This window comes from Ruegeria sp. YTSA105, assembly GCF_059610225.1.
This window is the reverse complement of record NZ_JBXWNE010000001.1, coordinates 315,663-330,725: the sequence shown is the minus strand read 5'-3', so window position 1 is coordinate 330,725 and position 15,063 is coordinate 315,663. Positions and strand designations below refer to the sequence as shown.

General features: G+C 57.3%; 16 protein-coding genes. 9 read left to right on the top strand and 7 right to left on the bottom strand.

Annotated features, from left to right (window positions below):
- Positions 1–145: 145 nt before the first annotated feature.
- A complete protein-coding gene (locus AC2FH2_RS01640; protein ID WP_271946867.1) occupies positions 146–1,375 on the bottom strand; it encodes a sigma-54-dependent transcriptional regulator in 1,230 nt (409 codons plus the stop codon).
- Complete coding sequence (locus AC2FH2_RS01635) at positions 1,372–3,105, bottom strand: sensor histidine kinase (RefSeq protein ID WP_496822653.1); 1,734 nt, start codon at positions 3,103–3,105, stop codon at positions 1,372–1,374. The genes AC2FH2_RS01640 and AC2FH2_RS01635 overlap by 4 nt, the downstream gene beginning before the upstream one ends.
- A 47-nt stretch (positions 3,106–3,152) precedes the next feature.
- On the opposite strand from AC2FH2_RS01635, the gene AC2FH2_RS01630 reads away from it, so the two are divergent.
- The gene (locus tag AC2FH2_RS01630; RefSeq protein ID WP_496822652.1) at positions 3,153–4,334 is read left to right on the top strand and encodes a cytochrome P450; all 1,182 of its coding nucleotides are present in this window, start codon (positions 3,153–3,155) and stop codon (positions 4,332–4,334) included.
- A gap of 3 nt (positions 4,335–4,337) precedes the next feature.
- On the opposite strand, the gene AC2FH2_RS01625 is transcribed toward AC2FH2_RS01630, so the two are convergent.
- Entirely contained in the window at positions 4,338–4,817 is a 480-nt protein-coding gene (locus AC2FH2_RS01625) for an Lrp/AsnC family transcriptional regulator (RefSeq protein WP_142634084.1), read from the bottom strand.
- Positions 4,818–4,959: 142 nt separating this feature from the next.
- Here AC2FH2_RS01625 and cobA point away from each other — a divergent pair, with 142 nt between their 5' ends.
- The 7 genes from cobA to infC all read left to right on the top strand — a co-directional run bounded on the left by cobA (position 4,960) and on the right by infC (position 10,583).
- Positions 4,960–5,736, top strand: coding sequence for a uroporphyrinogen-III C-methyltransferase (gene cobA / locus AC2FH2_RS01620; RefSeq protein ID WP_496822650.1), 777 nt, complete (start codon positions 4,960–4,962; stop codon positions 5,734–5,736).
- The gene (locus AC2FH2_RS01615; protein WP_142634089.1) at positions 5,736–6,050 is read left to right on the top strand and encodes a DUF2849 domain-containing protein; all 315 of its coding nucleotides are present in this window, start codon (positions 5,736–5,738) and stop codon (positions 6,048–6,050) included. Before cobA ends, AC2FH2_RS01615 begins: the two co-directional genes overlap by 1 nt.
- A gap of 65 nt (positions 6,051–6,115) precedes the next feature.
- Positions 6,116–7,780, top strand: a complete 1,665-nt coding sequence (locus tag AC2FH2_RS01610; protein ID WP_496822648.1) for a nitrite/sulfite reductase — start codon at positions 6,116–6,118, stop codon at positions 7,778–7,780.
- A complete protein-coding gene (locus AC2FH2_RS01605; protein ID WP_496822646.1) occupies positions 7,770–8,531 on the top strand; it encodes a phosphoadenylyl-sulfate reductase in 762 nt (253 codons plus the stop codon). Before AC2FH2_RS01610 ends, AC2FH2_RS01605 begins: the two co-directional genes overlap by 11 nt.
- The gene (locus AC2FH2_RS01600) at positions 8,528–8,935 is read left to right on the top strand and encodes a DUF934 domain-containing protein (RefSeq protein ID WP_142634095.1); all 408 of its coding nucleotides are present in this window, start codon (positions 8,528–8,530) and stop codon (positions 8,933–8,935) included. The genes AC2FH2_RS01605 and AC2FH2_RS01600 overlap by 4 nt, the downstream gene beginning before the upstream one ends.
- Before the next feature lie 109 nt (positions 8,936–9,044).
- Positions 9,045–9,878 (top strand): ferredoxin--NADP reductase, encoded by an 834-nt coding sequence (locus AC2FH2_RS01595; protein ID WP_496688215.1) that lies wholly within the window; start codon positions 9,045–9,047, stop codon positions 9,876–9,878.
- Between the two features lie 123 nt (positions 9,879–10,001).
- Entirely contained in the window at positions 10,002–10,583 is a 582-nt protein-coding gene (infC, locus tag AC2FH2_RS01590) for a translation initiation factor IF-3 (protein ID WP_246097134.1), read from the top strand.
- A gap of 48 nt (positions 10,584–10,631) precedes the next feature.
- Here the strand turns inward: infC and AC2FH2_RS01585 are convergent, their stop codons facing one another.
- From AC2FH2_RS01585 to AC2FH2_RS01575, 3 genes are all read right to left on the bottom strand, one after another.
- Positions 10,632–11,021, bottom strand: coding sequence for a hypothetical protein (locus AC2FH2_RS01585; protein WP_496822644.1), 390 nt, complete (start codon positions 11,019–11,021; stop codon positions 10,632–10,634).
- 73 nt (positions 11,022–11,094) lie between these two features.
- Positions 11,095–12,411, bottom strand: a complete 1,317-nt coding sequence (locus AC2FH2_RS01580; RefSeq protein WP_496822643.1) for an aspartate aminotransferase family protein — start codon at positions 12,409–12,411, stop codon at positions 11,095–11,097.
- Complete coding sequence (locus AC2FH2_RS01575) at positions 12,408–13,175, bottom strand: beta-keto acid cleavage family enzyme (protein WP_496749018.1); 768 nt, start codon at positions 13,173–13,175, stop codon at positions 12,408–12,410. Before AC2FH2_RS01575 ends, AC2FH2_RS01580 begins: the two co-directional genes overlap by 4 nt.
- 83 nt (positions 13,176–13,258) lie before the next feature.
- On the opposite strand from AC2FH2_RS01575, the gene AC2FH2_RS01570 reads away from it, so the two are divergent.
- Positions 13,259–14,158: a MurR/RpiR family transcriptional regulator gene (locus AC2FH2_RS01570; RefSeq protein ID WP_496793489.1), complete on the top strand. Its 900-nt coding sequence runs from the start codon at positions 13,259–13,261 to the stop codon at positions 14,156–14,158.
- A 52-nt stretch (positions 14,159–14,210) separates the two neighbouring features.
- On the opposite strand, the gene AC2FH2_RS01565 is transcribed toward AC2FH2_RS01570, so the two are convergent.
- The gene (locus AC2FH2_RS01565; protein ID WP_142634105.1) at positions 14,211–15,002 is read right to left on the bottom strand and encodes an FAD binding domain-containing protein; all 792 of its coding nucleotides are present in this window, start codon (positions 15,000–15,002) and stop codon (positions 14,211–14,213) included.
- Positions 15,003–15,063: the final 61 nt, after the last annotated feature.

The following is a 15,063-nucleotide window of genomic DNA, read 5'->3' as shown; positions in this document are numbered from 1 at the left end:
CCATTGTGTGGATTTCCGCACAAATAGCGATTCGCCGAACGCGAATCGTTTACCGGGATTTGGCTCTTCCCACGGTCCGCGTCAGCGGACTGCTACACCCAACAGCTTAACCGCATGACAATGCGGGAAAAGCTGGCAGGAGCTTTCACCTACGGTAGTCTTCCGGACGAATGTGATATCGCGCCAGTTTGTCGTAAAAGGTCTTGCGAGGCAGCTTTAGCGCCTTTGCGGCTTCTGATGCTTTGCCGTTATGCCGGCCAAGGGCAGCAATCAGCAGAGATCTTTCGACCCGTGCCATCTGCTCGCTCAACCCCAGTTCTGCGGCCTGCGAGACATCTTCGGGCATTCCCAGCACAAACCTCATTGCGGCTGACATCAGCGACCGTGCATTGCCCGGCCAGTCTCTGGTCATCAGCGATGCCAGATGGTCCGACGTGATTTCCGGTTCCTTTATCCCGGCCTGTTCGGCTGCCTGTGCTACATAGTGGCGGAAGATTACAGGTATATCCTCGGGGCGCTCGGCAAGCGACGGTATGCGAACGCGCATCACATCCAAACGATAGAACAAATCCGCAAGGAACCGTCCATCCGAAGACAATTCGGCCAGGTCAGTGGTCGTGCCCGCCAGAATTCGGGCGCCTACACCCTGTTCAACCATCTCCAGTGCTGCATATTGCGTGGCCTCGGGCATGGCCGAGATTTCGTCCAGAAAAAGGGAACCACCGGCTGCATCTTCGCAGACATGAACCAGATCGCTGGTCGACAAACCGGCGGATGGACGTTTGACAAATGGGCCCTGACTTTGCGGCGACATTAGGTGAACGACCTCGGCAACTTTGGACACGCCGCTGCCAGCCGGTCCGGTGACCAAAACTTCGGCCCCTGTCTGGGCTACTGTACGAACCCTTTCCCTCAGTTCTTCGGCCTTTGATGAGAGACCGAACAGCAGGCGTGCCGCTGGATCGCCGCGCTCAAGCTCGCTTTTCATCGCCCGTTGTTGCAGGACATGTTCTCGCGCCTCAGAGGCCTTGCCCAATACCTTTAACAGGTCAGCCGCAGCGCAGGGTTTTTCCAGAAAGTCGAACGCGCCCTGCCCCATGGCCTGCACTGCCATTGGTATGTCGCCTTCTCCAGTCAACAGGATGACAGGCAGATCAGCATCCATATCGCGGGTGTAGGTCAACAGGTGAAACCCGTCCCGACCAGGCATCCGGATATCCGATACGATCACACCGGCGAAATCGGCCCGGATATGATCCTTGGCCGCCACAAAGGACCCGGCTGTTACGGGTTCATAATCGGCAAGCTCCAGCGTCTGGGCCAGCGCCTCGCGCACTGCCGAGTCGTCATCGACCAAAAGCACTTTGCGGGTCATGCTGCCCCTACTTCGCTGAAATGTTCCAGTTCCACAGTGAATACCGCACCTGTCGGAGCGTTGGTGCCCCGAATGTTACCACCAAAACTCTGAACCAGACCATATGAGATCGACAGCCCCAGCCCCATACCCTCGGACGAACCGACGGCTTTGGTGGTGTAAAACGGCTCGAACAGCTTTTCCGAGTTTTCGATCCCCGGACCGGTGTCACTGACCGTGACCGTCAGGGTTTGGCCGCTGTTTATCGCGATCTTGATCATGCGTTGGTTTTGCTCACTCATCGCATCGGCGGCATTGTTAATCAGATTTACGAACACCTGTACCAATCTCACTTCGCCACCCCAAGCATAGATAGGGACATCTGGAGCCTGCCATTCCATACGAACGTTTTCCGAATTCAGCCGGGCCTCGGTCAATTCCAACGCCGTTTCTATTACCTGAACCAGATCAACTCTGCCCATGGGCTCGTTTTCATTGCGGGCAAAAGCCCTGAGGTTCTTGATAATTCGCGCCATTCGCGCGGCCAAATCGGAAATTCTGGTGAGGTTCTCGGCGGCTTTTGACTCGTCACCTCTGCTCAGAAAAGCCGTTCCGTTCTCGGCGAATTGGCGAATGGCCATCAGCGGCTGGTTCAACTCATGGCTGATGCCCGCCGACATCTGCCCGAGCGCACTCAACTTCCCGGCCTGTATAAGCTCTTCCTGCGCATGTTTCAGCGCGACCTCGGCCTCTTCCCGTTCATGAACCTCGCGCCGCAGGGCCGTGTTCGCGGCGGTAAGCGCATGGGTTCTGCGCGTCACGCGGCTTTCCAGCACCGCATTGGCCTCAGCAAGCGCGCGCCGGCGTTCGGTTGCCATGTACAAAAGCGCCCCGAAGGCCAGACAGATCGCAGCGACCGCCGCTGCTTGCAAATTCGCCAGACGGCGCGCCGGGGCCACATCCACCAGCACCTCTGCTGTCATGTCTATCACCGGTAGATCGAGCGTAAGGTGTAACGCACGCCGTGGCAGATACCGGCCCCAATTCAAGGTCCAAAGCTCGTGTCGTCCGATCAGATTCGACGAGAAATCAACCGCCTGCCCCTCGGGCGGCACCAGCCCCGGTTGACCTTCGGTCCGACGCCAGAACAACAGGTCGGATCGGTTCGAGATGAACACCACACCTTCCCCATCAATAAAGAAAATGGCCTCGGTACTGCCCCGCCAAGTCTGTTCGACATCTTGCACATCGGCTATAACCATCAATGCGCCTTCGACTATACCGGTGGGACCAAAGGCAGGGGCTGCATAGGAATAGGTTCGATCGCCGCTTGTGGACTCGACCCCGTGGGCACTGCCCATAGCACCCTGCATGGCGCGCCTGAATGCGGGATGGTCTGCCATCGTCAATTCAGGCACCGGGTGGGCGGCTGCAAGTACCCTGCCCAGACGGTCCAGATAGACAATGTTAACGGCGGCAGTTTTGTCTGCCACGTCCAGCAACACAGCCTGCGCGATGGCGCGATCACTCGGCGTGACAAGCGTTCGAACAGCCGGGTGGCTGGCCATCAAGACAGCCAGTTCCTGATAGACCTGCATTTGTGTGCTAAGGCGGTCGGCGGCCAATTCCAGATCGGCCTCAGCCTTATCGCTCAGCGGCGACAAAGCCTGACGAAAGCCGTATGACCACACTCCAACAGAGAGCAGCCCAACAGCAATCAGAAATGTCGAAATTAACCATACCCTTTGCATGACATTGGGTCTTGCATTCAACGCGCCTCATGGCAAGTGTGCCCGCCATGAAGACTTTGCATCAATCCCCTGTTGACCCGAATTTTGTCCAGAACCCTTATCCGTTTTATGATGCGGCCCGCGCGCATGGCGACCTTGTGTATTGGGCCGACTACCGGATGCACGCTGCTGTATCCCACCGGGCGGTTCAGGCCTTGCTGAAGGACCGTCGTTTCGGTCGCGAAGTACCGGCGGAAATGCAACGTCCAGGTCCTGCGCATCTAGCCCCCTGGTTGATGGTCGAATCTCATTCGTTGTTAGAAGCAGAGCCGCCGCGCCACACCCGGCTTCGACGCCTGGTCATGCGCGCCTTTACGTCACGTGCCATTGCGGCACTGGAACCATCAATTCGTGACCTCAGCCACAAGCTGATCGACGCCTTTCCCAAAGCGCCCTTCGATCTGCTAGGTACCTATTGCACGCACGTTCCGGTCGTCACGATCTGCCGCCTTCTAGGCGTTCCCGAAGAGATGTCTCCGGAGCTTTTGCGCTGGTCCCATGGCATGGTGGCGATGTATCAGGCCAGCCGCACACGCCAGACCGAGGATGCGGCGGCGGCCTCAGCAAAAGAGTTCACCGACTTTCTCTCGTCTTACGTCGAAAAGCGCCGGTCTGACCCTCAGGATGACCTGATTACCCGGTTGATCGCCGCTGAAGAAGATGGTGAAAAACTGTCGCGTGACGAGTTGGTTGCAACTTGCATTCTGTTGTTGAATGCTGGTCATGAGGCCACGGTTCATTCTCTGGGAAATGGGCTTAGGACCGTATTGCGACAAGGTGTAAAAGCCGATGCCTTTCAGCCTGAAACGATTGACGCCTCCGTCGAAGAAATCCTGCGCTTTGATCCCCCGCTGCATATGTTCACGCGCTATGCCTATGAAGAGATCGACCTGTTCGGGCACAGTTTTAAACGCGGTGACGAAGTCGCTTTGTTGCTTGGAGCCGCGAACCGTGATCCCCAAGTCTGGGCCGAACCTCATAAGTTCGATCCAACCCGCCCCATCCTGACCAACAGCAGCTTTGGCGCGGGTCTGCATTTCTGCGTCGGAGCACCGTTGGCCCGACTCGAAATGCGAGTAGCGCTGGCGGCACTGTTCGAACGCTGTCCCAACCTAGCGCTCAGCGCGGAACCGGAATATTCCAACAGCTACCATTTTCACGGGCTAAAGCGGTTGATGGTTCAGGTCTGACCGCTAGTTCTCGATCAGGGCATTCAGCGGCAGCATGGTCGTCGACTTGATCTCTTCCATCGACAGCAGAGCCGTCACATTGTGGACGCGCACCTCGGAAATCAGAGTCTGATAGAACACGTCATAGGCGCGCGCATTCTTCACCCGCACCTTGAGGATATAGTCGATATCCCCCGCCAGCCGGTGCGCCTCTTGCACTTCGGGGCGGTCCCGCAGGGCTTTGAGGAACTTTCGCTGCCAATCCGCCTCGTGTTCAGAGGTGCGGATCAGCACGAAGAACGTCGCTTCAAAACCAAGCGCCTCGGCATCCAATAATACCGTCTGCTGACCGATCACCCCGGCCCCTTTCAGCTTGCGGATGCGATTCCAGACAGGCGTCTTGGAACTGCCGACGCGGGCTGCTATTTCGTCCAGCGATTGGCTGGCGTCGCGCTGCAGCTCAACCAGAATTTTCCGATCCGTGTCATCAATCCGCACTGACATTCCAATTTCTTCCTCGTTTCGAAACTTTCGTATCGCCTGACCAACACAGCGAAACACTTGTTCTTATTTATGCGCACATATGGCGCAATACCGGGAATATTTCCTATATTGAGGGTCAAGTCAAACCAACCCGGACCGAAACATGCAAGTGACGCAAACATATCAGGACGCAGGCCATGTCGACTTTGTCGGCGCAGGCCCCGGTGATCCCGAATTGCTGACGCTCAAAGCTCTGCGCGCGTTCGAGTGCGCGGATGTGGTCCTGCATGACCGGCTGATCAGCGCCGAGGTGCTGACCCTAGCCGGGCAAACGGCCGTTCTGGTCGATGTTGGCAAAGCCGGGTTCGGCCCCTCGTGGAAACAGGAAGACATCGACGCGCTGCTGGTAGAGTACGCTCTGAAGGGTCTACGCGTTGTACGCCTGAAATCCGGTGACCCCACCGTATTTGGTCGTTTGGACGAAGAAATCGACGCCGTCGAAGCAGCTGGCATCTCGTGGCAGATTATCCCCGGCATCACCGCAGCCTCGGCCGCAGTTGCGGGCATCGGGCAAAGCCAGACGCGCCGCGGGCGCAATTCTTCGATCCGTTTCCTGACCGGGCACGACATGAAGGGGTTCGCCGATCACGATTGGAGCGCCCTGGCGCAGCCCGGTTCGGTGGCGGCGATCTATATGGGCAAAAAGTCTGCCCGGTTTATTCAGGGCCGCCTGATCATGCACGGCGCCGACCGAGCCACACCTGTGACGCTGATCGAAAACGCGTCGCGTCCCTATCAGCGCATATTGACCACGACGCTGGATCACATGTCCGCCGATCTGAGCGCCTCGGACATGGACGGCCCCACCCTTACTTTTTACGGCCTTGCCCCCCGCCAGGCAGCCAAGGCCCTGACTGAATTCAAAAAGGAGCACGCCTGATGGCCCGCGCTTTTACCCCCAAAGTGGTAACCGCCAACGATCTGTTGGAAGGTGACGTCATCTATCTGACCGAGGACGACCGCTGGTCACGTGAATTATCCGAGGCAGAGCTGATCACAGACGAAGCCCACGCACAGATCCGCCTTCTGGATGCCGAACGTCAGGCAGGCAAGATTGTCGGTGCCTATCTGGCGGATGCCATAGCTGGCGACGAAGGCCCAGAACCAACTCATTTTCGGGAAGACTTCCGCCGGACTGGTCCGTCCAACTATGCCCACGGCAAACAGGAAACTTCCCCGCAGCCCCGGGCCTGATCCCTGGCCCTCTCTCTCCCCTACATTGGCCCCAGGATCGGGGCTGCACTTAAGGACAGCTAATCATGTATCGCTACTCCGAGTTCGACACAGCATTTTTGGCAGAACGCAACAGACAGTTCCGCGCCCAGGTCGAGCGCCGCATTGACGGTTCGCTGACCGAGGATGAGTTCAAGCCGCTCCGCCTCATGAACGGCCTGTATCTGCAGCTGCACGCCTATATGCTGCGGGTCGCCATTCCTTACGGCACGCTGAACAGCGCGCAGATGCGCCAACTGGCCCTGCTGGCTGAAAAGTGGGACAAGGGCTATGGCCATTTTACCACCCGTCAGAACATCCAGTACAACTGGCCCAAGTTGCAGGACGTCCCGGATATGCTGGAGGCGCTGGCCGAGGTTGGCATGCACGCCATCCAGACCAGCGGCAACACCATCCGCAACGTGACCGCCGACCATTTCGCCGGTGCCGCCGCGGATGAGGTCGCCGACCCGCGCCCCTATGCCGAACTGCTGCGCCAATGGTCGACCGACCACCCGGAATTCCAGTTCATGCCGCGTAAATTCAAGATCGCCATCACCGGGTCCGAAAATGACCGCGCCGTTATCAAGGCGCATGACATCGGCCTGCAACTGGTCGAGCGTGACGGCGTACTGGGTGCTCGCGTCATCGTAGGCGGCGGTCTGGGCCGTACGCCCATGATAGGCAAGGAACTGTCTGACTTCGTCGCGTTTGACGACCTGCTGGCTTACCTAGAAGCCACTGTTTCGGTCTGGAATCAAATCGGCCGCCGCGACAACAAGTACAAGGCGCGCATCAAGATCACCGTGCATGAACACGGCATCGACGCCATCCGCGCCAAGGTGAACGAGCGTTTCCTGCAGGTCCGCCCGCAGTTCAAAGGCGCGGATATGAACCTGCTGGAAGAGATCAAGGGCCACTTTGCGGCGCCTAACTTCCGCGACGCCTCGGTTGCGTCGTTTGAAGGTGCGTACACCAATGATCCGGTCTTCCGCTCGTGGGTGGATACAAACATCGCGCCGCACAAGAATGCGGACCACGCGATTGTCACCATCTCGATCAAGAAACACGGCGCGACGCCGGGTGATGCAACGGCCGAGCAGATGCGCGTGATGGCCGATCTGGCCGAAGAGTTCGCCTATGACGAGCTGCGCATCAGCCATGAGCAGAACGTGATCCTGCCGCATGTCCACAAATCGGACCTGCCCGCGATCCACGCAAAGCTGAAGGAATACGAGCTGGCCACCGCCAATATCGGCCTGATCAGCGACATCATCGCCTGCCCCGGCATGGACTATTGCGCTCTGGCAACGGCGCGTTCGATCCCGGTTGCACAGGAAATCGCCACCCGGTTCGAAGACCTCAAACTGGAGCATGATATCGGCCACCTGAAGATCAAGATCTCGGGCTGCATCAACGCCTGTGGTCACCACCATGTCGGCCATATCGGCATTCTTGGTCTGGATCGTGCAGGCGTCGAAAACTACCAGATCACTCTGGGTGGTGACGGCACGGAAAACGCCGCAATCGGCGATCGTACGGGTCCAGGCTTTGCCTATGATGAGATCGTTCCGGCCGTTGAGCGCATCGTCGAAACCTATCTGGAGCAGCGTGAGGGTGCCGAAGAAACCTTCCTCGAGACCTATCGCCGTGTCGGAATGGCTCCGTTCAAGGCAGCCCTCTACCCCGAGGCGCGAGCGAATGCCGCTTGATCTGATCCAGACTGAACTGGGCCGGGATAGACGTGAACTGACCGAACGGGTCAGTGAGTTGAACGCCCGGTTCCGCCACCACAGTGCGCATGACGTGATGCACGGAGCAATGGAAGAGATCGATGATCTCGCTCTGGTCTCAAGTTTTGGTGCGGAATCGGTGGTGTTGCTGCATATGGCGGCCGTGGTCGACAAGATGATCCCGGTGCTGTTCATCGACACGCAGATGCTGTTCACCGAAACGCTGGAGTATCAGCAGGAGGTGAGCGAGCGGTTGGGGTTGCGAAACGTCAAGATCATCCGCGCGGATGACGAGGATGTTCAACGCGACGACCCCTATGGCGCGCTGCGTCTGCGGGACATGGATGCGTGCTGTAACCTGCGCAAGACCTTCCCGCTGCAACAGGCATTGTTGGGATATGATGGCTGGATCACCGGGCGCAAACGGTTTCAGGCAGGGTCCCGCGCCACGCTTGATTTCTTTGAGGTCGAGGACGGCACAGGCCGGATCAAGGTCAACCCGCTGGCCCATTGGGCGCCCGAAGATGTGCGCGCCTATATGGAAGAGAACAACTTGCCCAGGCACCCGCTGGTGGCCAAAGGATACCCTTCGATCGGCTGTGCGCCCTGTACTTCGCCGGTCAAACAGGGCGAAGACCCCCGCGCCGGACGCTGGCGCGATCAGAACAAGGAAGAATGCGGCATTCATTTTGTAGATGGCAAGATGATGCGCGCCGGAGAGAACACATGAACGTTATCGTAACCGATGAGGGGTTCGCCCCCGATGATTGGACTGATGGCTATGTCACGCTGGAAGACGCGGCCAATGATGTGGTCGCGCTGGATGTCAGCTCGGACACGGATCCCGATGAGCTTGCCGAACGGCTGGGCTGTGCCAAGATGGTGCGCATCGATTTCCCGTCCTTTGCGGATGGGCGCGGCTTTACCATCGCGCGGACCCTGCGCCTGAAAGGCTATACCGGTCGCTTGCGCGCCAAAGGCCATGTCTTGGCCGACCAGTATGCCATGGCGCGGCGCAGCGGCTTTGATGAGGTCGAGATTGAAGACACTCTGGCCGATCGCCAGCCCGAAGATCAGTGGGTGGCTCGCGCCAACTGGCAGGACAACAACTATCAGGCCCGCCTGCGCGGCTAAAACCGCCTTTCGCAGCCTCAAATAGGAACGTAGGGGCAAGAGCCCCCTTTTCCTGACTTGGATCAAAGATTAAACGGAGATGTCGGTTTACTCCACCGGCAGTGAAACGATGACAGAGATGAAACCCGTGACCGAAGCAACCGCCGTGAAGGCCCCCGTTCTGCCGGACGCCCAGACTGTGACAGACGTCAAGCATTGGACTGACAGCCTGTTCTCATTCAAAGTGTCGCGCCCCGCTTCCTTGCGGTTCCGCTCGGGCGAGTTTGTGATGATCGGCCTGCTGGGCGACAACGGCAAACCCCTGCTGCGCGCCTATTCCATCGCCTCGCCGTCCTGGGATGAAGAGCTTGAGTTCTATTCGATCAAGGTACAGGACGGCCCGCTGACTTCGAAACTTCAGCACATCAAACCAGGCGATCAGATCATCCTGCGGCCCAAGCCGGTTGGCACGCTGGTCCATGACGCCCTGCTGCCTGGTAAGCGCCTGTGGTTCTTTGCCACCGGCACCGGCTTTGCACCCTTCGCCTCTCTGCTGCGCGAACCACAGACCTATGAGGATTATGATGAGGTCATAATCACCCATACCTGCCGCGAAGTGGCCGAACTGGAATATGGTCGCCAACTGATTGAAGACATCCGTAAGGACGAAATGCTGGCTGAGCTGATGGGCGAAGGTTTTGCGGACAAGATTCGTTACTACCCGACCACCACACGCGAACAGAGCCCCAAAATGGGCCGCATTACCGAGCTGTTGAAAGACGGCACAGTATTTGCCGATCTGGGGATTGAGGGCGGCATCCAGCCGGATACGGACCGCGCGATGGTTTGCGGATCATTGGCTTTCAATCTGGATATCAAAAAAATCCTCGAGGATTTCGGACTGCGCGAAGGCGCAAATTCCGACCCCAAGGAATTCGTCATTGAAAAGGCCTTTGTTGGCTAATCCGGTTTGCCGGTCTGATATGCGACATCAGATCGGCAAAAACGCGGGAATATCATGGGAAATTCACGCTGGTGGTCACTTATGCCGCTTGAAACGTCCCGCAGCCCAGTCTAAATTCCGGGCTTGAAATTCTGCAATCATCAAAGGAATGAACCCATAGCTCGCAGACCTCACAACGCGCCGCCTCAGAGAGACACCGGCCCGCGCGTCAATGATAAGATCCGTGCCCCCGAAATTCGCCTTATCGGCGCCGAAGGTGAAAATGTCGGGGTGGTTCATCCCGCCAAAGCCATGCAACTCGCGGACGAAGCCGGCCTGGATCTGGTCGAGATTTCGCCGAATGCAAACCCTCCGGTTTGCAAAATCATGGACTTTGGTAAATTCAAATACGAAACGCAGAAACGCGAGGCCGAAGCGCGCAAAAAGCAAAAAGTCATTGAGGTGAAAGAGGTCAAGTTCCGGCCCAACACCGATACTCATGACTATGAAGTCAAAATGCGCAACGTGTTCAAATTCCTTGAAAACGGCGACAAGGTAAAAGTGACTCTGCGCTTCCGTGGTCGTGAGATGGCACACCAGAATCTGGGCCGTGAGCTGCTGGAACGTGTTGCCGTGGACACCAAGGAAATCGGTAAGGTCGAGAACATGCCCAAGATGGAAGGCCGTCAGATGATCATGATGATCGGCCCGCTGCCGCAGAAGTAAGCCCTGCGACAACTGCGTTATTCGAAACCCCCTCGGATTGAGGGGGTTTTATTTTGCGCTTCGGCTTTTGAACCAGACCCTTGCGTCATTCACATCAAATGCCAGTGAAAACAGGTCAATAACCAGTAGAAACACCAGAAATTTCGCATATCCAATCGCCAGTTCGGCTTCGCTTGCAAATACTGCAATCACGACGAAAACCATTGGCACCCAACATATTAGATGCGGAAATGCCATCGCTTTGCTCATCCCTCGTGTCGCCAGCATGATCGGAAGATTCAATGCCATCCCACCGATTGAGAGTGCTGCGATTAGAATACCATTTGGCTGATCCAGATACGCCAGAGGTGCCAGATTGGTCGGGATGAGCAGCACCACCAACCAGATCTGTACCCAAGCGGGCAAGTCCCGAAAACTCTTCCAGATGTCGACAATCATCATCGCTCCTTCAGGAATTGACCTTTTGTCGATACCCTATTGAGTAAAAAGAGAAAGTCAGATCAAAAGAGCGTCAGATCGCGGCTTTGAGTGCAACCCCCAGCTTATCAACCAATTCCTCAATCTGTGCGTCTTCGATAATGAAAGGCGGTGCCAACAGAATATGGTCGCCACTTCGACCATCGCGCGTGCCAGACATGGGGTAACAGATCAGACCAGCGTTCAATGCCGCCTTCTTGATCTTGCCCGCGAGACCAAGTGCGGGATCAAACGGTGTTTTTCCGGCCCGATCCGAGACCAGCTCGATACCGCGGAACAGCCCGCGGCCCCGAATATCGCCGACATTAGGGTGCTCGCTGAACGCAGTTTCCAGCGCAGATTGCAGTCTCTGTCCCATAAACTCGGCGCGCTGGGGCAGTTGTTGGCTCGTCAATTCCTTCAGCACCGCCAATGCCGCTGCAGTTGCCACCGGATGGCCGACATAGGTATGCCCGTGCTGGAAAAACCCTGACCCATTTTGGATTGCCTTATATATCCGGCTCGTACACAACATTGCGCCGATGGGTTGATAACCCGCCCCCAAACCCTTGGCGATGCACAGAATATCCGGGGCAATTCCATCGTGATCGCAGGCAAACAAATGCCCGGTGCGCCCCATTCCGCACATGACCTCATCCAGGATCAGCAAAACGCCATATTGATCACAGATTTCACGTATGCGCCTAAAATACCCTTCGACCGCCGGGACCGCCCCCAGCGTTGCCCCCACGACTGGCTCGGCCATAAACGCCATGACGGTTTCAGGGCCAAGACGCAAAATTTCGGCCTCCAACTCATCGGCCACCCGTTGACCATAGGCGTGGCTGCTCTCACCATCTTGCTTTTCGGCATATTCGTAGCAGGGCGCGATATGGGTCATTTCGATCAGCATCGGTGCGAATTGCGCACGGCGCCAGGCATTTCCCCCCGCTGACAAGGCCCCCAAAGTGTTTCCATGATAGCTTTGGCGGCGCGCGATGACGTGGCGGCGCTCGGGCTGACCGATCTCAAGAAAAAACTGCCGCGCCAGTTTGATGGCGGCCTCTGTTGCTTCGGACCCTCCGGATACGAAATAAACGCGATCCAAATCCCCGGGCGCATGATCAATCAGAAGGTCCGCAAGGGCTTCGGCAGGTTCGGACGTCATAAACCCGGTATGCGCAAAGGCGATCTTTTCAACCTGGCTTTGAACCGCCTCGATCACCGCCCGGTTTGAGTGGCCAAGACAGGACACAGCAGCATCACCGCAATCCAGATACCGCTTACCGTCAGCATCGATCAGATAGCAGCCTTCGCCGCCAACCGCGAGCGGCAGCTGAGATTTCGTATGGCGTGGGAAAACGTGGCTCATGATCTATCCTCTTTCAATCTGGCAACAAGGGCCGCGACTGAGGCGGCGTTATTTTCCCAAGTGTCTCCGTTCCGATCTGCGATGCTGTTTTCAAATCCGACCCGGACATCACCGCCCAAGGACGCCGCATGTACCAGACAGTCATGCTCTTGTTTTCCAAAGGCACAGATCATCCAGGGCGAATCCCCGTCCGGAAACGCATCCAGATCCGAGGGCTTTGATTCCTGATCAGTCCGATAGCGCCCCAGAACAAGCAAACGGTCGGATTGCTGTTCGCGCACAACACCACGCTTTTGCCACCGTGTTAATAGGGCCGCATCTTCAGCGTCGTAAAGAATATGCTGAACCCGCGTCCCCTGATCCGCGCAAAGACCATAGATCCGGTCAGCCAGATCGTTATCGCGCGCGATTTCGCGGACCGAGATCGACGCCCAAGCCGGTCTAACCTTCCTCAGACATTCGAACTGGCTGCTTACATCAAAAATCCCTGCCGCCTCGGTTGTGATCTGGATGTCCAGGGCCGGAACCCGCCGCCGAAGTTCAGCAAGTGTTTCCAGATACTGTCCCGCATCCAAAGAGTGACGGCCTTCTGTGTCCCGAATGTGCAGATGAAGACCGGCCGCACCGGCCTCATGGCATGCTCTGGCCGCTTCAAGAATTTGCACGGTTGTGACAGGCAGGGCTGGGTGATCTGCCGCACCTCGGCGCGCACCATTGGGCGCCGCCAGAATGTAGGGTTCGGATTTCGACCGATGCTGTGACATTCCCTGCCCCCGATTACCTGTTGCCGCATCTATGCAAGCGGCCTATGTTTTACACCTCCTTCTTTCATAACATATGTTTTTTCATGATAGAGACCCAACGCCAGCTGACAGATCACCTGAGGAAAAACATCGACCAGATGCCGCCCAGACTTCAGGCGGCAGCCAAATACATCATAGATCACCCCGCGGATTTTGGCCTCGACCCGATACGGGTAACTGCCGAGAAGATCGGTGTCAGTGCAAATGTCCTTGTCAGGCTTGCCCAGTATATGGGCTATGGTGGGTTTCAGGCCTTCCGCTCTCCGTTCCGTCAAAATCTGGCGACGGATAACGAAGAATTCCTTGGCCCTGCCTGGCAAACCCACATGCACGCTGAAGGAGCCCATGGTCAACTTCAAGCCAAGCTTGCCCGCAACGAACAGAATGTCGTTGTCAGGTCGCTGCGATTGATGAGGCCCGACACAGCGCATCTGGCCATTGAACATATACTCGGGTCCCGCCGATGCTTCGTAACAGCCACTCGTGCTAGTTACGCGCTGGCCTATTATTTCTCCTATAACGGGCGCATGGCGCACCCGGGCATTCAGTTGATCCCCCGCCACATTGGCTCGGCCACTGATGATCTGCTGGACGCGGATGACAAGGATTGCCTGCTGGCAATCACCGTAAGCCCCTATTCGGCCGAAACGATAAAATCCGTGAGGTACGCCCGGGAAAAAGGACTTCGGGTCATCCTGATATCGGATAGCGAAGTAATTGCGCCGGGCGTTGAACCGGATGTCGCCTTTACCGTCAGCACAAGGTCACAACATCACACCTCGAGCTTTACCGGTGTCATGGCTGTGTTGGAATGTCTCATCGGCCATTTATTTGACGCCGGTGGCAAAACAGCAGCGCACCGCGTTGAGGCCTATCAAAAGGCGCGCGAAGATACCGGGGCCTATTGGCAGCCAAACAAACTTCCGAAAATACGCCGAAAATAGAAAAAGCCCCGAGGGACACACCCCGGGGCTTTGCGACTAAAAGCCGGTTTACTTACATGCAGGCCAGCACAGCCCGCTTGGTCATCACACTGACCAGATGCGCGCGATACGCTTTGCTGCCATGAAGATCGCCGATCATGTTGGCCGGGTTGATGTTCAGCCCCATCAACGCGTCCGGTCGGAATTCAGTATTCAGCGCCTGTTCTGCTTCGGACCAGCGGAACACCCCATCCTCGCTGGCGCCCGTGACCGCCACACGCACACCGTCGGCGAACCGGGCCAGATAGACACCCACCAACGCAAAGCGCGAGGCTGGCTGCAAGAACTTCTGATAGCTCGCGGCCTGTGGCACCGGAAAGCGGATGGATGTGATGATCTCACCCTCATCCAGTGCGGTCGAGAACATGCCATCAAAAAACGCATCTGCTGCAATCTGACGGGCGTTGGTCACGATCGTGGCCCCGGATCCGAGCACACCCGCCGGGTAACAGGCCGCCGGATCGTTATTCGCAACCGAGCCGCCAATCGTGCCGCGGTTGCGCACCGCCGGATCACCGATCTGACCGGCCAATGCGGCCAGCGCCGGGTATGATCCCGCTGCCTCTTGAGCAACAACTGCATGCGGCGTTGCGCCACCAATAGAAACCGACCCGTCATCCCCAACACAGACGCCCTGCATTTCGGGAATTCCGCTGAGCGAGACGAGTGCCGATGGCGCCGCCAATCGTTGTTTCAGCGTCGGGATCAGGGTTTGCCCACCACCCAACGCCTGCGCATCCTCAGCCCCTAAAGCGGCAACCGCGTCGGCTATGGTCGAGGGTTTCTCAAATTCGAAATTGTACATTTCGTCTTCCTTTCCGAAAGGCGCTGATCTGCCCTTCATCTGGCTATAAACATCTCGGGGA